This window comes from Pseudomonas sp. MUP55, from assembly GCF_034043515.1.
Lineage (GTDB): Bacteria > Pseudomonadota > Gammaproteobacteria > Pseudomonadales > Pseudomonadaceae > Aquipseudomonas.
Genome location: NZ_CP138214.1, coordinates 4,876,165 through 4,897,709, shown reverse-complemented (window position 1 = coordinate 4,897,709; position 21,545 = coordinate 4,876,165). Strand labels below are relative to the sequence as shown.

Here is a 21,545-nt window from a genome sequence, read left to right as displayed (position 1 = left end):
TCAGGCATGTACATGCGGATGCACCAGACGATGCTGGTGCAGGATGAATTGGCGCAGGCGCTCGATCTCATCGGCGTCACTCTGATTCAGGCGGTAGGCGAACAGTCCACGGGCGGTTTCCCGCTCCAGCGTGCCGCGCAGCGCAATGCGCTCGTAGCCGGACGGGCTGAACCACAAGGAAAAGGTTTTTGGCGGTCTGGCCCGGCCACGCCCTTCGACCAATACACCCTTGAATGACACTTGGTGCACCCACAGTGCGCTGGCGTAGCCCTTGACGTTCTCCAGGGCAACCGGGGTTTCAAGGGCCAGACGCCATGGGCGGATCATCGGCCCGTCTTCATAGATACTCGGCACGCCCAGGCGAAGATGTACCGCATGAAACTCATCCTCCACCAGGTGCAGGGGGAAGGTGAGCTGCTGGTTGTCGAACTGCGCCTGGATGGTGACTTGGTCGTGAGCGGCCAGTCGCGTGAGCAAATCGCGAATCTGCGCACCGCCATTCACCGTCAGGCTCGAGCCTGCATCCCGCAGATTGAGCTGCGGGTTGTGCTGCATGTTCTGGATAAAATCCAGCTCGTCCTGCGTCAAGAGAGCATCGCGTTGCATTGATATAGCTCAAAGGTCAGGCATTAAAAGGCCATTATTGCTCTAAAGAGCGCAATTTTTACAGCTTGTTAACTCCACTTGTCGCTTTGAGCGCAGCCAACTCGGCCTTGAGCTCCGCCACCTGGGCTTCCAGCTTAGCGACGCGTTGCTGGGCCTTTACCTGGGTGGTGACGTCTTTTTGCACGCCGACAAAATACGTCTGCCGGTCGGCCGCGTTGTACACCGATGACAGTGAGAGTTCGTTCCAGAAATGCGTGCCGTCCTTGCGGTAGTTGCGCAGGGTTTCCCGGCACGCGCCGCCGTTGTCGAGTGCGTCCCGAATCGCCATCAGGGCCGGCTGGTCACGGTCCCCCGACTGCAGGAAGCGACAATCCTGGTACAGAATTTCATCCAGGGTATAGCCGGTCAGGCGTTCGAAGGCCGGGTTGACGTAGATCAGCGGTTTGTCCGCGCCTTCTCGTTCTGCAACGACAATCCCGTCGTTGGAGGCGTTGATGACCATTTGCATCAGGTTCGCGTTGATCATTGAGCGGTCCATGGCTTGTTGTTGAGGTCTCAAGTTTATGACACGTCTTGAATGTTGCACGGCGCGCGCTGAAAAATCTGCACCAGCTGCTAATATCCCACGCTTTGGCTCAACTACAGGATCAGATTGATGAAAGTCGCCATCCTTTCCGGCTCGGTCTACGGCACCGCCGAAGAAGTCGCTCGGCACGCCGAAAAAATCCTGAAAGACGCAGGGTTTCAAGCCTGGCACAACCCGCGTGCCACGCTGGCGGACGTGCAGGCCTTCGCCCCCGAGGCGTTCCTGGCAGTTACCTCCACTACCGGCATGGGCGAGTTGCCCGACAACCTGCAACCGCTGTATTCAAGCATGCGTGACCAATTGCCCGCCGCCTGGCGCGGCTTGCCGGGGGCCGTCATCGGCTTGGGGGACGCCAGCTACGGCGATACCTTCTGCGGTGGTGGCGAGCAAATGCGCGAGCTGTTCAGCGAACTGGGCGTGCGTGAAGTGCTGCCTATGCTGCGCCTGGACGCCAGCGAAAGCGTGACCCCGGAGGCCGACGCCGAGCCGTGGCTGGCCGAGTTGACCACCGCACTCAAGCCTTGACCGCCTGCGAGGCGCCGTCCTGCGTGCTTTTATTGACGGCGCTTCTCTGACACCTAGTTGTACTATTCTCTTGGCTGACTCGTTCAGTCATCAAGCTGGCTGCGAAGGCAACTCCGCAAGCCAGGGCGTCTGACTAGACTGGCCACTCACTTGCACAACAAGAATAAGTGCGCCAAGGAGGTCATCATCGTGAGTTTAGCCCCCGTTCTATCGTCACAGAATGTCCAAGAGCAGGTCAGTGCCGCCGAATGGCAAGCCCGTGTCGACCTGGCGGCCTGCTATCGCCTGGTGGCGATGCATGGCTGGGATGACCTGATCTTCACGCATATATCGGCCAAGGTGCCGGGCACCGATGATTTCCTGATCAATCCGTATGGGCTGATGTTCCACGAGATCACCGCCTCGAGTCTGGTCAAGGTGGACCAGGCCGGTAACAAGCGCATGGACAGCCCCTATGAGATCAACCCCGCGGGCTACACCATCCACAGCGCCATCCACGAAGTGCGCCATGACGTGACCTGCGTGCTGCACACCCACACGGCTGCCGGTGTTGCCGTGTCGGCACAAAAGCAGGGCGTCTTGCCGATCAGCCAGCAGTCGCTGTTCGTACTGTCCAGCCTGGCCTATCACGCCTATGAAGGCGTCGCCCTGAACCACGACGAGAAGGCGCGCCTGCAGGCGGACCTGGGCGAAAACAACTTTCTGATGCTGCACAACCACGGCCTGCTGACGTGCGGGGCGACCATTGCCGACACCTTTCTGATGATGTTCACCTTCCAGCGTGCCTGTGACATCCAGGTGCTGGCGCAGAACGGCGCTGCCGAGTTGATCGCCATCGAGCCGCAGGTGCTGGCCGGCGCCAAGGCGATGGTGGCCGCTGTCACAAAAAGCGCCCAGGGCATGGGCGGTGCGCTTGCCTGGCCGGCGCTGCTGCGCAAATTGGATCACCAGAACCCCGGGTATAAAAGCTGATGCCACTTGCCGAAATACCGCTCAGCGCCTGGCGCACACGTGGCCAGGATTTCGTCTTTCGCGGCCGCTCCATTCGTTACTGGGTGGCCGGGCAGGGCGAGCCCCTGCTGCTGATTCATGGCTTTCCCACGGCCAGTTGGGATTGGCATTACCTGTGGCAACCCTTGGCCCAGCGCAACCTGGTGATTGCCTGCGACATGCTCGGTTTTGGCGACTCGGCCAAACCACTGGACCACGGTTATTGCCTGCTGGAGCAAGCGGACCTGCAACAGGCGCTGCTTGAACACCTGGGGGTGATGCAGCCCGTGCACGTATTGGCCCACGACTATGGCGACAGCGTTGCTCAGGAACTGCTGGCCCGGCATTACGAAGGCCGGTTCCAGATGGCCAGCTGCGTGTTCCTCAACGGTGGGCTGTTTCCCGAAACCCATCGCGCCACCCTGGTGCAGAAGTTATTGCTCAGCCCCTTGGGCTGGATGATCGGCCGCGCCACTGGGCGAAGCGGCCTGGCCAACAGTTTCAACCAGATATTCGGTCCCCAGACACGGCCCAGTGAAAGCGCCCTGGATGATTTCTGGAGTCTGCTCGAACACAACGACGGTCCGCGCATCCTGCACAAACTGATCAATTACATCCCCCAGCGTCGGCGCCTGCGTGACCGCTGGGTGGCGGCAATGCAACGCGACGAGGTGCCGTTGCGCGTCATCGACGGTGAGGTCGACCCCATTTCCGGCGCGCATATGGTGGAGCGCTATCAACAGCTTGTGCCGCATGCCGACGCGATACTGCTGGCCAACATCGGCCATTACCCGCAGATCGAGGCGCCGGTGCAGGTGCTCAGGCACTACCAGGCGTTTCGTGAACGTATTGGCCAGCAGTCGGTGCGTGCGGTCTGTTCCTGAGCGCACGGCATCATCCCGCTGCCTTATCGAGCACCATTCAGGGTCGGCCGTAATTATTGTGACCAAAGGCCCTGTGCCCGACACTCTGCCCATCGCCATTGTCGCCAGAGGAGTTGGGTATGAGTCAGTCAGTGCAGTTGCAGGATAAGGTCGTGATCGTCACCGGTGCCGGCGGTGGACTGGGCCGGGCCCATGCGCTGCTGTTCGCTCGGCACGGCGCCAAAGTGCTGGTCAACGATCTGGGCGGCTCGACCCAGGGGGAGGGCGCCAGTGCTTCGGCAGCCGACCGGGTGGTCGCCGAAATCCGCGAAGCGGGTGGCATTGCGCACGCCAACCATGACTCTGTCACCGACGGCGATAAAATCGTGCAGAACGCGCTGGATGCATTCGGTCGTATCGACGTGGTGGTGAACAACGCCGGTATCCTGCGCGACAAGACCTTCCACAAGATGGAGGACAGCGACTGGGACCTGGTTTACCGGGTGCATGTCGAAGGCGCCTACAAAGTCACGCGCGCCGCCTGGCCGCATCTGCGTGAGCAGGCGTATGGCCGGGTGATCTTCACCGCGTCCACCTCGGGCATCTACGGCAACTTCGGCCAGTCCAACTACGGCATGGCCAAGCTCGGCCTGTATGGCCTGACCCGCACCCTGGCGCTGGAAGGCCGCAAGAACAACATCCTGGTCAACGCGATTGCCCCCACCGGCGCCACGCGCATGACCGAAGGGCTGATCCCGCCGCAGGTGTTCGAGCGCCTCAAGCCGGAACTGATCAGCCCGCTTGTGGTGTACCTGGGCAGCGAAGCCTGCCAGGAAACGTCGGGGTTGTTCGAGGTGGGCGGCGGCTGGATCGGCAAGACCCGTTGGGAGCGCAGCCTGGGTGTGGGCTTTGATCCCGAGGCGGGCTTTTCGCCGGATGACGTGGCGGCGCACTGGCAGCAGATCTGCGACTTCGAAGGCGCGGCGCACCCCAAGGACACGATCGAGGCGTTGAAGGAGATGATGGCCAACTTGCAGAAGTTCAGCCTCTGATCGTTGCCATAAAACCAGTGAATCCTGCGGGGCGTCGATGGCGCCCCGTTTTTATTGCAGGCATAAAAAAGGCCGCTGCACAGGCAGCGGCCGAAGTAAGACGTTGGATCAAGGAGCGATAAATCAACGTCAGTGAACACCGGTAACAGATTGAATACATAAACAATCCGTTGAATTCAGGCTTTTCTCCCGAGTCCGGGAGCGGGCGGTTTGCCCTGAAAGCGAGGTAAGAATAGTCGCTTGTAACAAAATGAGTAATAGCGGTTCAGGACAAGGACTGTTACAAAAATAACAACAATGTCCGGCATGTCATCGATTCTTCTGATAGCGCTTCATCCATCCAATCCATGACGCGCGCCACACCCATGGCCGGCGCGGCTTGTCATCCTTTCGAGCGACAACACGAATACCTCCTTGGTGCGCTTATCGCTCCTCATGGGCGGCAGTAGGGTGGGGCCTTCTGTCACTCACCGGGGAAGACGCATGACAAAAACAACAATGCGCGCCATCTTCATGCCAGAGGCGCTGGCCGCAGCGGTTGCGCTGGGCTGCTGTGCCCAGGCTCAGGCTGTTTCGTTCAACATTGGCGAGATCGAAGGGCAATTCGACTCCTCGCTGTCGGTCGGTGCGAGCTGGGGCATGCGCGACGCCGACAAGAGCCTGGTCGGCACCGTCAACGGCGGCACCGGCCAGGCGTCCACCGGCGATGACGGGCGCCTCAACTTCAAGAAGGGCGAGACCTTCTCGAAAATCTTCAAGGGCCTGCACGACCTTGAACTCAAATACGGCGACACCGGTGTGTTCGTGCGCGGCAAATACTGGTACGACTTCGAACTCAAGGACGAAGACCGCGAGTTCAAGCCCATCAGCGACCACAACCGCAAGGAAGGCGCCAAATCCAGCGGTGCGCAGATCCTCGACGCCTTCGTCTATCACAACTATTCCCTGGGCGACCTGCCCGGCACCGTGCGCGCCGGCAAGCAGGTGGTCAGTTGGGGCGAAAGTACCTTCATCGGTAACTCCATCAACAGCATCAACCCGATCGACGTGTCGGCGTTCCGTCGTCCGGGGGCCGAGATCAAGGAAGGCCTGATCCCGGTAAACATGCTGTTTGCCTCTCAGAGCCTGACCAATCAACTGACCGTGGAAGGTTTCTACCAGCTTGAGTGGGACCAGACCGTGCTGGACAACTGCGGCACCTTCTTCGGTGGTGACGTGGCGGCAGATGGCTGCACCGGTAACTACACGGTGGGTAACCCGGCGATTGCACCGCTGCAACCGATTGCAGCGGCACGCGGCCAAGGCTTTTCAGTCACCCGCGAAGGTGTGGTGGTGCAGCGCGCCGCCGACCGTGATGCGCGTGACTCCGGCCAGTTCGGCGCGGCCTTGCGCTGGCTGGGCGACGACACCGAATACGGCCTGTACTTCATGAATTACCACAGCCGCACGCCGACCGTGGGCACCATCACCGCCAATACCAACCTGGCGACCATCGGCGCCATTGGTGCCGCCGCCCCGCCAGGCTTCGGTTCGGCCCTGGCCCAGAGCACCATGCTTGGACGTGGCCAGTACTACCTGGACTACCCGGAAGATATCCGTCTGTTCGGCGCCAGCTTCTCCACCACCTTGCCCACAGGCACGGCGTGGACCGGGGAAATCAGCTACCGGCCCAATGCCCCGGTGCAGCTCAACACCACCGACCTGACCCTGGCGCTGGTCAATCCCATCGCCGGCAACACCGCGTCGCCGATCCGCAGCTCGTTTGGCGCGGACAACAAAGGCTACCGCCGCAAGGAAATCACCCAGATCCAAAGCACCATGACCCAGTTCTTCGACCAGGTGCTGGGCGCCGAGCGCCTGACGCTGGTGGGCGAGGCGGCCGTGGTGCATGTCGCGGGCCTGGAAGACAAAACCAAGCTGCGTTATGGCCGCGACTCGGTGTACGGCGCCTACGGTTTCGAAGGGGACACCGACGGTTTCGTCACCTCCACCTCCTGGGGCTACCGCGCGCGGGCGATCCTGGATTACAACAACGCGATTGCCGGGGTCAATCTCAAGCCCAACCTGTCGTGGTCCCACGACGTCGCCGGCTACGGCCCCAACGGCGTATTCAACAAAGGCGCCAAGGCCATCAGCGTTGGCGTGGATGCGGACTACCGCAGCACCTACACCGCTAGCCTGAGCTACACCGACTTCTTTGGCGGCGACTACAACACCCTGACCGACCGTGACTTCCTCGCCCTCAGCTTCGGCGTGAACTTCTGATTTGGCTTAAAGAAGGACAAGAACCTATGCGTAAGACAATTGCAGTGCTGGCCCTGAGCCTGTTGGCCGCCCACGTGATGGCCGCGGTATCGCCGGAAGAAGCCGCCAAGCTGGGCACCACCCTGACCCCGGTGGGCGCGGAAAAGGCCGGCAACGCCGATGGCTCGATTCCGGCCTGGACCGGCGGCATCCCGAAAAACGCCGGCGCGGTGGACAGCAAGGGCTTTCTCGCCGACCCGTTCGCCAGTGAAAAACCGCTGTTCGTGATCACCGCCGCCACCGTCGACAAGTACAAGGACAAGCTCTCCGACGGCCAGGTGGCGATGTTCAAGCGCTACCCCGAAACCTACAAGATCCCGGTGTATCCGAGCCACCGTACGGTCAACCTGCCGGCGGACATCTACGAGTCGATCAAGCGCAGCGCCCTGAACGTCAAGGCGATCAACGACGGCAACGGCCTGGAGAACTTCACCGGTAACCGTTACTACGCGTTCCCGATTCCAAAGAACGGCGTGGAAGTGCTGTGGAATCACATCACCCGTTACCACGGCGGCAACCTGCGCCGCATCATCACCCAGGCCACGCCGCAGACCAACGGCAGCTACACGCCGATCCGCTTCGAAGAGGAAGTGGCGGTGCCCCAGGCCATTCCCGATATCGATCAGGCCAAGGCAGCCAACGTACTGAGCTACTTCAAGCAATCGGTCACGGCGCCCGCGCGGCTGGCCGGCAACGTGCTGCTGGTGCACGAAACCCTCGACCAGGTGAAAGAGCCACGCCTGGCCTGGATCTACAACGCCGGCCAGCGCCGCGTGCGCCGCGCGCCGCAGGTTTCCTATGACGGGCCGGGCACCGCCTCCGACGGCCTGCGCACCACCGACAACTTTGACATGTTCTCCGGCGCGCCCGACCGCTATGACTGGAAACTGGTGGGCAAGAAGGAACTGTACATCCCCTACAACAGCTACAAGCTCGATTCGCCGAGCCTCAAGTACGACGACATCATCAAGGCCGGGCATATCAACCAGGACCTCACCCGCTATGAGCTGCATCGCGTCTGGGAAGTGGTCGGCACCGTCAAGCCGAGCGAGCGGCATATCTACGCCAAGCGCCATATGTACATCGACGAAGACAGCTGGCAGGTCGCCCTGGTGGACCACTACGACGGTCGCGGCCAACTGTGGCGCGTCGCCGAAGGCCACGCCCAGTTCTACTACGACCACCAGGTGCCGGCCTACACCGTGGAAACCCTGTACGACCTGATCGCCGGGCGCTACATCGCCCTGGGCATGAAGAACGAGGAGAAGAGCAGCTTTGTGTTCGGCTTTGCCGCCAAGGCAGCCGACTACACCCCGGCCGCGCTCAGGTCCGAAGGCGTGCGCTGATTCTGGATGTGAACTGCAATCAATGTGGGAGGGGGCTTGCCCCCGATGGCGGTGTATCAGTTGATCGTTCCCGCGCTCTGCTTGGGAATGCCTCCTGAGACGCTCCGCGTCTCGCCAACCGCGGCGAATTCGGGTTACTGCGCACAGGTGACGCAGAGCGTCACGGGCTACATTCCCGCGCGGGAGCGTGGGAATGATCATCAAAGCAACGCTGCAAAACAATGTGGGAGGGGGCTTGCCCCCGATGGCGGTGTATCAGTCAACCCATCCATTGACTGACACTCCCTCATCGGGGGCAAGCCCCCTCCCACATTGGGTGATGTACACATCGGGTTTTGTGCATGGTCCTTAATCACCCCGCTGAATACTTCTTCAACAACCGTCCACCACAGGTCTAGGGTTGCATAACAATAAAAACGCAGGATGCAGCAATGACCGCCATGACACGCTGCCTGGACCGTCCTGGATTCATGCCTCGGCTGTCCGCTCACCATGTGTTGCGCCCGCGTCTTGCCGGACCTTTGCTCGCAGCACCGGCAAGGGTGAAGTTGCTGTGCGCGCCGGGTGGCAGTGGCAAGAGCGCGCTGCTCGCCGAGTGCGCCTTGCAGGCGCCGCCTGGGTGTCAGGTTTACTGGCTGGCGCTCAATGGTGTGGTTGCATGCCCTGTGGATTTCTCCCGGCGCCTGGCCCACAGCCTGGGGCTGGCGTATACGGATGAAGCGACGTTATTGCTCGATCTGGGCCGTTGGCAATCCAGGGCGTGGTTGTGCCTGGACGATTTCTGCCGCTTGCCTGCTCCCGAGCTGGATGCCTTGCTGGACCGCTTGCTCACTGCCAGCAGCCCGGCGCTGACCTGGTGGCTGGGTGCGCGACGCCGGCCGGCGTGCAATTGGCCGCGACTGCTGCTTGACGACGAACTGTTGGAATGTGGCAGCGCTGAACTGGCCTTCAATGCTACGGAGGCCCAGGCATTGCTCGGCCCCGGGCAGAGCGTCGATAGCGTCATGCAGTTCAGCGCGGGGTGGTGCGCCGGCGTGCGCATCGCGTTGCTCGGCGACGGCCATCCCGATAAAACCGTACTTGATTATCTGCAACACGAAGTGTTCAGCAGCTTGCCGGCGGAACTGGCCGAAGCCTGGCGGGTGCTGGCCAATCTGCCGCGTTTCAATACGGGCCTGTGTGAACATTTGTTCGGCTCTGGAGACGGCGCACGGTACCTGCGGGAGCTGCAAGCGCTCGGTGCGTTCATCCAGCCCTGGGAAGGCAGCACTGAATGGCTGCACATCTTCCCGCCCCTGGCGCGCGTGCTGCGCGAAGAACCCTGGGCCGCCAAGCGCGCCTGGCATCGGCGCGCCTGCCAGTGGTTCAGCGCCGAGCAGGACTGGCAGGCCGCCTTCGAGCAGGCGTTGCTGGCGCAGGAATATGAAGGGGCGGTGAGCCTGCTGCAGCACTTCAGTTTCGAAGACTTGTTCCGCGGGCAGAATGCCTTGCTGCTGTTGCGCCTGCATGAGCAGCATGGCGATGAACTGATGCTCGGCTCGGCGCAATTGGTAGGCCTGGTCACGGCCGCACTGCTGTTTGCCGGGCGGTTTGAGCAGGCGGCGTTGTGCATCGACCAGTTGTCCCGCTTCGCGCCGCGACCGACGGCAACTGCGCAGCGCCATCTGGTGGCGCGCTGGCAGGCGCAAGTGGGCTGGTTGCTGCACTTGAGCGGCGATGCCGAGCATTCCCGGGCGCATTTTCTTGAGGCGCTGCAAGCCTTGCCCGAGAGCGCCTGGACATCGCGCCTGATGTGCCTGTCGGGCCTGACCCAGCAAGCCATGCTGCGCGGTGAACTGGACGTTGCTCAAGGCCTGAACCGTGAAGCGCTGTGTCTGGCCCGCGCCCACGGCTCGCTGGTATTGGAGGCCTTGCTTGAGCTGGATCACGCCCAGCTGCTGGAACAGCGCGGCGCGCCTTATCGGGCGCAAAGCCTGTTGGAAAGCGTGCAGGCGATGCTGGTCGGGCAGCGCTTGCAGGCCGGGCCACTGATGGGGCGGATCGCCCTGCGGCGCGGGCATCTGGCATTGCGCCAGGGGCAGGACGCATTGGCGAACGAGTGTTTCGAGTCCGGTTTGGACATCTGTCTGCACAGCCAGGACAAGCGTGTGCTTTACGGGTTTCTCGGGCTGGCGTTGCTGGCGGCCAATCGCGGTGACTACGCCCAGGCGTTTATCCAACTGCGCGACGCCGAACGGCTGATGCAGCAGCGCCACGTGCCCGTCGTGGTGTACCGCGCGGTTCTTTTGCTGATCAGCGGGCATTTCTGGTTGCAGCAAGGGCGCGCCGAATTGACCGTGCAAGCGATGCGCCGCGTGCTGCGTCACTTTCAAGGGCCCTGCGCCAAGCAGGCACCGCCGGCCACCCTGGAATTGATCCCGCGTCTTGAGTACCTGCTGGTGTTGGCCGAGGTCAGGCTGGGCTGCGCTGAACGCCCGCTGGAACGGCTCAGCGCCTTGCTCGACAACACCCGGCAACGCGGCATGCTGTGCCTTGAAACCGAGCTGCAGCTGGTGCTGGGGGAGGTGAGCTGGCGGCTGGGCGACCCGGCCCAGGCGCGACTGGCGCTGCAAGCCGGGCTGGAATTGGCGGGGCGTTGCCAGGTGCAGCAGGCGGTTCGCGAGTTGCGTTTACGTGCGCCGGGGCTATTGAGCGAGTTGGGGCTCGAACCGCAAGCCTCGCCAGCCTGCGTCACGGAAAACCCGCTGAGCCAGCGCGAATTGGAAGTGCTGCAGTTGATCGCCCTGGGCAATTCCAACCTGGAAATTGCCGACCGTCTGTATATCTCGCTGCACACCGTCAAGACCCACGCGCGGCGTATCCACAGCAAACTGGGGGTGGAGCGGCGCACCCAGGCCGTGGCCAAGGCCAAGACCCTGGGCCTGATGGGCTAGCGGCCAAACGCCTGGCGATAATCCCCAGGCGCGGCCCCCATGGCCTGGCGAAAGCGCTGGTTGAAATGACTGGCGCTGGAAAAACCGCACCTGCAGGCTATCTCGCCTATGGCCAGGGCGCTGCTGCGCAACAAGCTCTGCGCACGGGCCAGCCGGCGCGTCAGCAGGTACTGGTGCGGCGGCAGGCCGAAGCTTTGCCGGAACATGCGCGCGAAATGGTACTCCGACAGGGCGCACAGATCGGCGAGTTGGCCGAGGCTGATGGCGTCCTGCAGGTGATGCTCGATGTACTCCACCAACCGCCGCCGCTGGTGCGCGGCCAACCCACCTTTGACGCGCAGCCCCTCGCGGGCGCCGACCTGGCTGAGCAGGGTATGGCTGAGCATTTCATGGGCCAGGCTGCTGGTCAGCAGGCGCTCGCCGGGTTCTTGCCAGTTGAGGGCGATCAACTGGTGAAAGCGTGCGGCCTGGCTGGCGTCTTCAAGGAAGGTGCTTTCGCGCAGTTGCAGTTCACGGGGTTCGCGGTCGAGCAGGGTGATGCAGCCGAGGGCGAATTGTTCGGGGCTGAAATACACATGGGCCAGGCGAATCTCTCCATTGATCACCCAGGCGGATTGATGCTCGGCCGGCAGGATGCACAGCTTGTCGGGACCGCCCTTGGTGCCCGGCTGGTCACGGCGAAAGGTGCCGGTGCCGCCGCCGATGTAGCACGACAAGGTGTGATGGCTGGGCGCCTGATAATCCTGGGCATCGTGGTGGTTGCTCCACAGCGCCGCGGACAAACCGTCACCGAGCTCGGCGCAGGCTTCCAGCCGTGCGTTGGGCGAGCGGTTGAGGGCTTGAAAGACTTGCAGGGATTCGAGCTCAGGCATGGTGTGTTCTCCGACGTTTTGCATCCTACTCTGCCGTCATGGCGCTGTGATCCCCGGCCCCGACAAAAGCGCAAGAATGTGCAAGAGATCCGCACGCGATGAGGGCGACACTGTGGCTCTATCACCGGAGCCTGTTATGAACCTTTTCCTGTATCTACTCACCGTGCTGATCTGGGGCACCACCTGGATCGCACTCAAATGGCAGCTGGGCGTGGTGGCGATTCCCGTGTCGATCGTCTATCGCTTCGCCCTGGCGGCCCTGGTGCTGTTCGTGTTGCTGCTGCTCAGCCGCCGACTGCAAGTGATGAACCGGCGCGGGCACCTGATTTGCCTGGCCCAGGGCCTGTGCCTGTTCTGCGTCAACTTCATGTGTTTTCTCACCGCCAGCCAGTGGATCCCCAGCGGGCTGGTGGCGGTGGTGTTTTCCACGGCAACCTTGTGGAACGCGCTGAACGCCCGCGTGTTTTTCGGCCAGCGGGTCGCACGCAATGTGTTGATGGGCGGCGGCCTTGGCTTGCTCGGCCTGGGCTTGCTGTTCTGGCCCGAGTTGGCGGGGCACGCCGCCAGCCCGCAGACCCTGCTCGGCCTGGGCTTGGCGTTGCTGGGCACGATGTGTTTTTCGGCGGGCAATATGCTGTCCAGCCTGCAGCAGAAAGCCGGGCTGCGGCCCCTGACCACCAACGCCTGGGGCATGGCCTATGGCGCAGCGATGCTGGCGGCCTATTGCGCCGTGCGCGGTATACCGTTCGAGATGGACTGGAGCGCACGTTACCTTGGCGCCCTGGGATACCTGGTGATACCAGGCTCGGTGATTGGCTTTACCGCCTACCTGACGCTGGTGGGCCGCATGGGGCCGGAGCGGGCGGCGTACTGCACCGTGTTGTTTCCGGTGGTGGCGCTGAACGTGTCGGCATTTGCCGAAGGTTATCAGTGGACGGCCCCGGCGCTGGCGGGGTTGGTGCTGGTGATGCTGGGCAATGTGCTGGTGTTCCGTAAGCCTAAGGGTGTGAGCCCGGTCTTCAAGGCCAAGACAGTCTAAATGTGGGAGAGGGCTTGCCCCCGATGGCGGTGGGTCAGTTGCCAATGTGCTGGCTGACACACTGCTATCGGGGGCAAGCCCCCTCCCACATTGATTGAGTTGACCCTGGTTATTTCATTCCAAGGCGCTTGGCCATTCGGCCCAGGTTGGCGCGGTCCAGGCCCAATTCGCGGGCGGCACTGGCCCAGTTGTGTTGATGGCGCGCAAGGCAGGCGCTGATGATCTGGCGCTGGTAGTGCTCGGTGGCCTGGCGCAGGTCGCCGGTGACTTCGGTAATGGCAGCAACCGGTGCTTGGACGGGGGTTGCGCTGACAGCAGGCAGGTCCAGATCCACAGCGCTCAGGCTGAGGATCTTCGGCCGCTCGCGGCGATGGCCCAGGGCTTTGAGCGCGCTGCGTCCGATCAAATGTTCGAGCTCGCGTACATTGCCCGGCCAGTCGTAGGCCAGCAGCGCCGCCTGGGCATCGCCCGTCAGGCGCAGACTGCCCAGGCCCATGCGTGAGCGGTTCTGTTCCAGAAAAAAGCCGGCCAGCAGCAGCACATCGCGCCCACGTTCACGCAACGCTGGCACCCGCAGGGGGTAGACGCTCAAGCGGTGGTAGAAGTCGGCGCGGTAGCGGCCATTACGGACTTCTTCGGCCAGGTCGCGATTGGTGGCGGCAATCAGGCGCACATTCACCTGATGCTCCTTGTCCGACCCCAGGCGCTGCAACTGGCCGCTTTGCAGCACCCGCAGCAGTTTGGCCTGCACGGTCAGCGACAACTCGCCCACCTCGTCCAGAAATAACGTACCGCCATTGGCCAGTTCGAACTTGCCCCGGCGCTCATTCAGCGCACCGGTGAAGGCGCCGCGCACATGGCCGAACAGCTCGCTTTCCACCAGGGTTTCGGGCAGCGCGGCGCAGTTGAGGCTGATCATGGGTTTGTCGGCTCGCGAGGACGCGGCGTGGATCGCCTGGGCAACCAACTCCTTGCCGACGCCGGTTTCGCCGGTAATCAGCACGGTCAGGTCACTGCCGCCCACCAGTTTGATTTCCTCGACCAAGTGCTTGTGCGCCTTGCTCTGGCCGATCATCTCCGTGTGCTGCTGACCGCTGGCCTGGCGATAGATTTCGGCACGCTGGTGCTCGTCTTCGGCGCGCAACGCCAGGCGTTCAATGCGCTCGGCGACGTTGACCGTGGCCGCGGCGAGGCTGGCAAAGGCTTGCAGGGCATCGAGTTCGACCCGCTCAAAGCGTTCGGTGTCGAGGGCGTCCAGGGTCAGCAGGCCCCACGGTTGGTCGTCGATAAACAGCGGACAACCCATGCAATCGTGAACTTCCAGGTGCCCGTGCAGGCCATCGACCAGGCCGTCATAGGGGTCGGGCAAGTCGCTGTCGCTGTCAAAGCGGGTGGGGCCGGGGCTGCTCAGCAGCACTTCGAATCGCGGGTGCTCGCTGATCTTGAAGCGTCGGCCCAGGGTGTCGGCGCTCAAGCCGTCCACGGCCAGCGGCACCAGCCACTCGCCCTCCAGGCGCAGCAACGCGGCGGCATCACATGGCAGCAGGGCGCGCATGGCTTGCAGCAGGCGTCGATAGCGCTCGCCTTCAGGCAGTTCCCGCGACAAGTCAGCGACCAGGGGCAGCAGCGTGGTGAGCAGCGATTGCGCAGTCATAATGACTCCTTGTAGTCCTTATGACTATAATGTGTAGGAGGTTATTCTGACTACACAATCTTTAAGTCGTTGAAAAATAGGCTTTTATGAGTTGGCACGATTACTGAGTAGCTAAGAGCAATTCGTTAAAAGACCCAGGAGTCTCCCATGCTGAGTGCCCAAGACCGTGCCATCATCAAATCCACTGTGCCGTTGCTGGAAAGCGGCGGCGAAGCGTTGATCACCCATTTCTACCGCATGATGCTGGCCGAGTACCCGCAAGTTCGCCCACTGTTCAACCAGGCCCACCAGGCCAGCGGCGACCAGCCCCGTGCCTTGGCCAATGGCGTGCTGATGTATGCGCGGCACATCGACCAGTTGGACCAGTTGGGCGACCTGGTGGCCAAGATCATCAACAAGCATGTGGCCTTGCAGATCCTGCCGGAACACTACCCCATCGTCGGGGCCTGCCTGCTGCGCGCAATTTCCGAAGTGCTGGGCAGCGAGATTGCCACCCCAGAGGTGATGAGTGCCTGGGGCGCGGCGTACGGTCAGTTGGCGGATATCCTGATCGGTGCCGAAGCGGCTATCTACGACGAAAAAGCCCAGGCGCCCGGCGGCTGGCGCGGTGCGCGGCCGTTCCTGCTGGTCAAGCGCGTGGAGGAGAGCGACGAAATTACCTCGTTCTACTTCGCCCCGGTGGACAACGGCCCGATCCTCGAGGCTGCCCCCGGCCAGTACATCGGCATGAAACTGGTGCTCGATGGCGAGGAAGTACGCCGCAACTATTCCCTGTCGGCGTTGAGCGATAGCGGCCTGTACCGCATCAGCGTCAAGCGCGAAGCCGGTGGGCGGGTGTCCAACTACCTGCATGACCAGCTGCAGGTCGGCGCGAGCATTGACCTGTTCCCGCCTGCCGGCGAGTTCACCCTGGCCGGCAGCGATAAGCCGCTGGTGCTGATCAGCGGCGGTGTGGGCATTACGCCCACCCTGCCGATGCTCGAAGCGGCACTGGCCACCGAGCGCCCCGTGCACTTTATCCACTGTGCGCGTAACGGCTCGGTGCATGCGTTCCGTGACTGGGTGGACACCCTGGCGGCCAGGCACCCGCAGCTCAAGCGCTTCTACTGCTACGCCGAGGATGACGGCGTGAGCCCGGCGGCGGACACCGTCGGCCTGCTGAGCCAGGAGCAACTGGCCGCGTGGCTGCCCGAGCAGCGTGACATTGATGCCTACTTCCTGGGCCCTAAAGGCTTCATGGCGGCGATCAAGCGCCACCTCAAGGCCCTGGGTGTACCGGAGAAACAGAGCCGCTACGAATTCTTCGGCCCGGCTGCCGCCCTGGAGTAACACGCTTAACCATGTGGGAGGGGGCTTGCCCCCGATGGCGCTGGGTCAGTTGCCCATAAGCTGGCTGATCCACTGCTATCGGGGGCAAGCCCCCTCCCACATTTAACGCTTCATTTTTCCTGATTAATCCGTTGTTAACCCCTCTCTGTTTTAACGGGTGCCTGTGTGTAAACTTGCGCCATTGGCACAACAAAGAAAGGGAAACGGGGATGAGTGACGAAATGCGTTTGGGCAGGGAGCGGCGCTTTCTGGTGTTGCTGGGCATCATCTGCCTGGCGCTGATCGGCGGCGCGCTGTACATGCAAGTGGTGTTGGGCGAAGCGCCGTGCCCGCTGTGCATCCTGCAGCGCTACGCCTTGCTGCTGATTGCGCTCTTTGCGTTCATCGGCGCCGCGATGCGTACCAAGGGAGCCGTCACGTTCTTTGAAGGGCTGGTGGTCCTCAGCGCCTTGGGCGGCGTGGCCGCGGCCGGTCATCACGTGTACACCCAGTTCTTCCCTCAGGTCAGCTGCGGCATCGATGTGTTGCAGCCGATCGTCGATGAGCTGCCCCTGGCCAAAGTGTTTCCCCTGGGCTTTCAGGTCGACGGCTTCTGCAGCACGCCCTATCCGCCCATCCTCGGCCTTTCGCTGGCGCAATGGGCCTTGGTGGCCTTCGTGCTGACGGTGATCCTGGTGCCGTTGTGCATCTATCGCAATCGCCACCCCAAAGCCTGAACCCGTTCAACAAAACGCCCCGGTCTCCTTGAGTGGAGGCCGGGGCGTTTTTGTGTGTGGGGATTTGTGAAGGAGCCGTGACGAGCGGCAAAGAATGGTGCGCGCAGTGTGCGACATGTTGTCACACGGAGGCGGTCGCAGATGGTTTCTGACTCGCCGAAGCGGCCTCCGAATTTGCATCTGCCGTGCAAATTGTGCTGTCACTTCGTGGCTTGAAAGACACCGCCAAACCCGTGGAGTTTCAGCCCACAAGCGTTGTGTAAATGCCTTGTTTTATGGGCACTTCGCTGCGTTTGCCATGCCCTTACAAGCCGTAAGGGGAGTGGCAATCTGCCCAATAACAGCGCAATTTTTGTGGTTTTTGTTGAGAATCCAACGCGATAAAGTCGCGAACCTTTACAGGAATGGTGAAGGATTATTGCTGTAATCGATAAAAATTATTTCTTTATCAGACATGGTTTATACATCGCTAGCTAACTACAATCGCCCGCACTGAATGTCCGGTGCTGTTCAATATTTGAGCATTGGAGCGGTCGAGGAGCAGATGGAAGGCTCTGTGCGACCCCAGGTTCCGGCAGCCTTCAACTATCCGCACCAAATGGAATTGGTCTGTAACAAGGCCTTTAGCCACGAAATCGAATAAGAACTCACCGCAGGTCCGTGAAACGTACAGCTATGACGTGACGGGCAGGCTCTTATTCAATCGAAGAGAAATGCCAACCCTTGGCAGGGTGAAGTGTTGGCGATCAAAACCCAACTGCATTGCGCAAGCTGCTTTAGAGGTCGTGAGATGAGTAAAAACAGGTACCCCCGATTACTAGGCTTTTTGCCGCTGCTTGGCATGATGTTAATGCTGGGAGGCTGCAAGTGGACCTTGATGGACCCGAAAGGACAGATCGGTCTGGATCAACGAAACCTGATCATCACCGCCACCCTGCTGATGCTGTTGGTCGTGGTGCCTGTGATTATCATGACCTTCGCCTTCGCCTGGAAATACCGCGCGTCGAACACCAGCGCGACCTACGCGCCGAAGTGGTCGCACTCCACCAAGATTGAAATCGCGGTGTGGCTGGTCCCGATCCTCATCATCATCGCCCTGGGTTACATCACCTATAAGTCGACCCACGAGCTGGACCCGTACCGTCCGCTGGAATCCGACGTCAAGCCGATCAACATCGAAGTGGTCGCGCTGGACTGGAAGTGGCTGTTCATCTACCCGGACCTGGGTATCGCCACGGTGAACCAGATCCGGTTCCCGGAGAACACCCCGCTGAACTTCCGGATCACCTCCGACGCCGTGATGAACTCGTTCTTCATTCCAGCCCTGGGCGGCCAGATCTATGCGATGGCAGGCATGCAGACCCGTCTGCACCTGATCGCCAACGAAAAAGCTGAAATGGAAGGCATCTCCGCGAACTACAGCGGCGCTGGCTTCACCGGCATGAAATTCAAAGCGATCTCGACGAGCCAGGAAGACTTCAACGCCTGGGTAGCCGAAGTCAAGGCCGCACCTAAACAGCTTGATCAAGCTGAATACGACGCCCTGACCAAACCAAGCCAGAACAACCCAGTCGCCCTGTACTCCGCGTACGAGCCGAACCTGTTTCAGAAAATCGTCGACAAGTACGAAGGTATGAAGCCAGGCAAGCCGGTCAAGCACGAGAAGAAAGAAGTGGCCGCGGTTGAAGGTTCTGACACGGGCTCGCATTCAACTGCTGGGGCAGAGGAGTAAACGATGTTTGGTAAATTAAGTTGGGACGCGGTCCCATTCCACGAGCCGATCGTAATGGTGACCATCGCCATGATCGCGCTGGGTGGTCTGGCACTGTTTGCAGCCATTACGTATTTCAAGAAGTGGACCTACCTGTGGACCGAGTGGTTGACGTCTGTCGACCACAAGAAAATCGGTGTCATGTACGTCATCGTTGCCATGGTCATGCTGCTGCGTGGCTTTGCCGACGCCATCATGATGCGTACCCAGCTGGCCATGGCCACCGAGGGTTCGCCTGGCTACCTGCCGCCTGAACACTATGACCAGATCTTCACCGCCCACGGTGTGATCATGATCATCTTCATGGCGATGCCATTCTTCACCGGCTTGATGAACCTTGCCTTGCCGCTGCAGATCGGTGCCCGTGACGTTGCCTACCCGTTCCTGAACTCCCTGAGCTTCTGGCTGCTGGTATCCGGCGTTGTACTGATCAACCTGTCCCTGGGCGTCGGCGAGTTCGCCAAGACCGGTTGGGTTGCGTATCCACCTCTGTCGGGCCTGCAATACAGCCCGGGCGTGGGTGTGGACTACTACATCTGGGCGCTGCAGTTATCGGGACTCGGGACGACATTGACGGGGGTCAACTTCCTGGCCACCGTCCTGAAGATGCGCGCCCCCGGCATGAAACTGATGGACATGCCGATCTTCACCTGGACCTGCACCTGGGCAAACGTGCTGATCGTGGCTTCGTTCCCGATCCTGGCCGCTACCATGGCGCTGCTGTCGCTTGACCGTTACCTGGATTTCCACATTTTCACCAATGAACTTGGTGGCAATCCAATGATGTACGTGAACCTGTTCTGGGCATGGGGTCACCCTGAGGTGTACATCCTGATCCTGCCAGCGTTCGGTATCTTCTCCGAAGTGATCTCGACCTTTACCGGCAAGCGCCTGTTCGGTCACCACTCGATGGTCTACGCATCGGGCGCAATCTCGGTACTGGGCTTCATGGTGTGGTTGCACCACTTCTTCACCATGGGTTCGGGTGCCAGCGTCAACGCCTTCTTCGGCCTGGCGACGATGCTGATTTCCATCCCGACGGGGGTGAAGCTATTCAACTGGCTGTTCACCATCTACCACGGTCGTTTGCGCATGACCAGCCAGGTTCTGTGGACCCTGGGCTTCATGGTGACCTTCGCCATCGGCGGCATGACCGGCGTACTGCTGGCCATCCCGGGTGCTGACTTCGTACTGCACAACAGCCTGTTCGTGATCGCTCACTTCCACAACGTGATCATCGGTGGTGCGGTATTCGGTTACATCGCTGGTTTCAGCTTCTACTTCCCGAAAGCGTTCGGCTTCAAGCTGCACGAAGGCTGGGGCAAGGCTGCATTCTGGTTCTGGATCTCGGGCTTCTTCGTTGCGTTCATGCCGCTCTATGCACTGGGCTTCATGGGCATGACCCGTCGTCTGAACGCTACCACCAACCCTGAGTGGGTGCCGTACCTGTACGTCGCCATGTTCGGTGCGCTGATGATCGCTGCCGGTATCGCCTGCCAGCTGATCCAGCTGTACGTGAGCATCCGTGACCGTAAGCAGAACGCTTGCGACTCCGGTGACCCATGGAATGGCCACACCCTGGAATGGTCGACCTCGTCGCCACCGCCGTTCTACAACTTCGCCGTGATCCCTACTGCGAACACCATCGATGCGTTCACCGAAGCCAAGGAAGACGGTACTGCGTACCAGCGTCCTAAGCATTACGAGCCGATCCACATGCCAAACAACACCGCCACTGGCGTGGTGATGGGTGCGCTGTTGACCGTGTTCGGTTTCGCGATGATCTGGCACATCTGGTGGCTGGCGATCGTGGGCCTGGTGGGTACCATCGGTTACTTCATCGTCCACGCCGCACGTGATGATCAAGGCTACATGGTGCCGGTCGAAACGATCGAACGCATCGAAGCCGAGCAGCACGCTCGCCTGGTCGCCGAGAAGAAAATCCCGGCCAACCGTGTAGAAACCTCGTTGGAACAGGCTTAAACCATGTCGAACTTAGTGACCAATGCTGGACACGCCCATGTCGATGACCATGGGCACGATGACCATCACCACGACTCTGGGCCGATGACCGTTTTCGGTTTCTGGCTCTACCTGATGACCGACTGCATCTTGTTTGCGTCGATCTTCGCGGTGTACGCGGTACTGGTAAACAACGTAGCGGGTGGCCCATCGGGCCACGACATCTTCGAACTGCCTTACGTGCTTGGCGAAACCGCCTTGCTGTTGTTCAGCTCGATCACCTACGGCTTCGCCATGTTGGCCTTCTACAAGGGCAACAAGAAGGGCGTACTGAGCTGGTTGGCACTGACCTTCCTGTTCGGCCTGGGCTTCATCGGCATGGAGATCAACGAGTTCCACCTGTTGATCTCCGAAGGCTACGGCCCGCACCGTTCCGGCTTCCTGTCCGCGTTCTTCACGCTGGTAGGCACCCACGGTCTGCACGTAACGGCTGGCCTGCTGTGGATGGCGGTGATGATGTATCAGGTCAATAAGCACGGCCTGACCAACACCAACAAGACCCGCCTGAGCTGCCTGAGCCTGTTCTGGCACTTCCTGGACGTGGTCTGGATCTGCGTCTTCACCGTTGTTTACCTGATGGGGACCCTGTAATGGCTAATGCACACTCCCATGACCATGACAGCCATGATGCGAGCCACGGCAGCGTCAAGTCGTACGCCATCGGCTTCATCCTGTCGGTAATCCTGACGCTCATCCCGTTCGGTCTGGTGATGTACCCGACCCTGCCGAAGTCGATCACCCTGATGATCGTACTGGCGTTCGCGGTGATTCAGGTGCTGGTTCACCTGGTGTACTTCCTGCATTTGGATCGCTCCAAAGAGCAGCGCGATAACGTGATTGCGTTCGTGTTCGCAGGCTTGGTAATCCTGCTGCTGGTTGGCTTGTCGATCTGGATCATGTTCAGCATCCATACGTTCATGATGGCGAAGTGAGGTAA

The 21,545-nt window shown here is 61.1% G+C and carries 18 protein-coding genes; 14 read left to right on the top strand and 4 right to left on the bottom strand.

Going from position 1 to position 21,545, the window contains the following annotated elements:
- Nucleotides 1-606 carry a hypothetical protein gene (locus SC318_RS22060; RefSeq protein WP_320428452.1) on the bottom strand — a complete coding sequence of 202 codons (606 nt, stop codon included), beginning with the start codon at nucleotides 604-606 and terminating at the stop codon, nucleotides 1-3.
- A gap of 58 nt (nucleotides 607-664) precedes the next feature.
- A complete protein-coding gene (locus SC318_RS22055) occupies nucleotides 665-1,132 on the bottom strand; it encodes a PAS domain S-box protein (protein WP_320428451.1) in 468 nt (155 codons plus the stop codon).
- 129 nt (nucleotides 1,133-1,261) lie between these two features.
- On the opposite strand from SC318_RS22055, the gene SC318_RS22050 reads away from it, so the two are divergent.
- From SC318_RS22050 to SC318_RS22020, 7 genes are all read left to right on the top strand, one after another.
- Nucleotides 1,262-1,717, top strand: coding sequence for a flavodoxin (locus tag SC318_RS22050; protein WP_306494573.1), 456 nt, complete (start codon nucleotides 1,262-1,264; stop codon nucleotides 1,715-1,717).
- A 189-nt stretch (nucleotides 1,718-1,906) separates the two neighbouring features.
- On the top strand, nucleotides 1,907-2,689 hold the full coding sequence (locus SC318_RS22045) for a class II aldolase/adducin family protein (RefSeq protein ID WP_306494572.1): 783 nt from the start codon (nucleotides 1,907-1,909) through the stop codon (nucleotides 2,687-2,689).
- Nucleotides 2,689-3,591: an alpha/beta fold hydrolase gene (locus tag SC318_RS22040; protein ID WP_320428450.1), complete on the top strand. Its 903-nt coding sequence runs from the start codon at nucleotides 2,689-2,691 to the stop codon at nucleotides 3,589-3,591. Before SC318_RS22045 ends, SC318_RS22040 begins: the two co-directional genes overlap by 1 nt.
- A 119-nt stretch (nucleotides 3,592-3,710) precedes the next feature.
- On the top strand, nucleotides 3,711-4,622 hold the full coding sequence (locus tag SC318_RS22035) for an SDR family oxidoreductase (protein WP_320428449.1): 912 nt from the start codon (nucleotides 3,711-3,713) through the stop codon (nucleotides 4,620-4,622).
- A gap of 483 nt (nucleotides 4,623-5,105) precedes the next feature.
- Nucleotides 5,106-6,887, top strand: a complete 1,782-nt coding sequence (locus SC318_RS22030) for a DUF1302 domain-containing protein (protein ID WP_320428448.1) — start codon at nucleotides 5,106-5,108, stop codon at nucleotides 6,885-6,887.
- A gap of 26 nt (nucleotides 6,888-6,913) precedes the next feature.
- Nucleotides 6,914-8,272 (top strand): DUF1329 domain-containing protein, encoded by a 1,359-nt coding sequence (locus SC318_RS22025; protein WP_320428447.1) that lies wholly within the window; start codon nucleotides 6,914-6,916, stop codon nucleotides 8,270-8,272.
- A gap of 431 nt (nucleotides 8,273-8,703) precedes the next feature.
- Nucleotides 8,704-11,205: a LuxR C-terminal-related transcriptional regulator gene (locus SC318_RS22020; protein WP_320428446.1), complete on the top strand. Its 2,502-nt coding sequence runs from the start codon at nucleotides 8,704-8,706 to the stop codon at nucleotides 11,203-11,205.
- On the opposite strand, the gene SC318_RS22015 is transcribed toward SC318_RS22020, so the two are convergent.
- Nucleotides 11,202-12,077, bottom strand: a complete 876-nt coding sequence (locus SC318_RS22015) for a helix-turn-helix domain-containing protein (RefSeq protein ID WP_320428445.1) — start codon at nucleotides 12,075-12,077, stop codon at nucleotides 11,202-11,204. The two genes, SC318_RS22020 and SC318_RS22015, sit on opposite strands and share 4 nt — an antisense overlap.
- Before the next feature lie 136 nt (nucleotides 12,078-12,213).
- Here SC318_RS22015 and SC318_RS22010 point away from each other — a divergent pair, with 136 nt between their 5' ends.
- A complete protein-coding gene (locus SC318_RS22010; RefSeq protein WP_320428444.1) occupies nucleotides 12,214-13,116 on the top strand; it encodes a DMT family transporter in 903 nt (300 codons plus the stop codon).
- A gap of 109 nt (nucleotides 13,117-13,225) precedes the next feature.
- Here SC318_RS22010 and norR read toward each other — a convergent pair whose 3' ends face one another.
- Nucleotides 13,226-14,770 (bottom strand): nitric oxide reductase transcriptional regulator NorR, encoded by a 1,545-nt coding sequence (gene norR, locus SC318_RS22005; RefSeq protein ID WP_320428443.1) that lies wholly within the window; start codon nucleotides 14,768-14,770, stop codon nucleotides 13,226-13,228.
- 147 nt (nucleotides 14,771-14,917) lie between these two features.
- On the opposite strand from norR, the gene hmpA reads away from it, so the two are divergent.
- The 6 genes from hmpA (at nucleotide 14,918) to cyoD (ending at nucleotide 21,540) form a co-directional block, all read left to right on the top strand.
- Complete coding sequence (gene hmpA, locus SC318_RS22000) at nucleotides 14,918-16,099, top strand: NO-inducible flavohemoprotein (protein WP_320428442.1); 1,182 nt, start codon at nucleotides 14,918-14,920, stop codon at nucleotides 16,097-16,099.
- A gap of 209 nt (nucleotides 16,100-16,308) precedes the next feature.
- Nucleotides 16,309-16,815 carry a disulfide bond formation protein B gene (locus SC318_RS21995; RefSeq protein WP_320428441.1) on the top strand — a complete coding sequence of 169 codons (507 nt, stop codon included), beginning with the start codon at nucleotides 16,309-16,311 and terminating at the stop codon, nucleotides 16,813-16,815.
- Nucleotides 16,816-17,605: 790 nt separating this feature from the next.
- On the top strand, nucleotides 17,606-18,547 hold the full coding sequence (gene cyoA / locus SC318_RS21985) for a ubiquinol oxidase subunit II (protein ID WP_027607622.1): 942 nt from the start codon (nucleotides 17,606-17,608) through the stop codon (nucleotides 18,545-18,547).
- Nucleotides 18,548-18,550: 3 nt separating this feature from the next.
- Nucleotides 18,551-20,569: a cytochrome o ubiquinol oxidase subunit I gene (cyoB, locus tag SC318_RS21980; RefSeq protein WP_122720239.1), complete on the top strand. Its 2,019-nt coding sequence runs from the start codon at nucleotides 18,551-18,553 to the stop codon at nucleotides 20,567-20,569.
- A gap of 3 nt (nucleotides 20,570-20,572) precedes the next feature.
- Nucleotides 20,573-21,199 carry a cytochrome o ubiquinol oxidase subunit III gene (locus SC318_RS21975; RefSeq protein WP_010206435.1) on the top strand — a complete coding sequence of 209 codons (627 nt, stop codon included), beginning with the start codon at nucleotides 20,573-20,575 and terminating at the stop codon, nucleotides 21,197-21,199.
- The gene (gene cyoD / locus SC318_RS21970; protein WP_010206434.1) at nucleotides 21,199-21,540 is read left to right on the top strand and encodes a cytochrome o ubiquinol oxidase subunit IV; all 342 of its coding nucleotides are present in this window, start codon (nucleotides 21,199-21,201) and stop codon (nucleotides 21,538-21,540) included. The genes SC318_RS21975 and cyoD overlap by 1 nt, the downstream gene beginning before the upstream one ends.
- Nucleotides 21,541-21,545 lie beyond the last annotated feature (5 nt).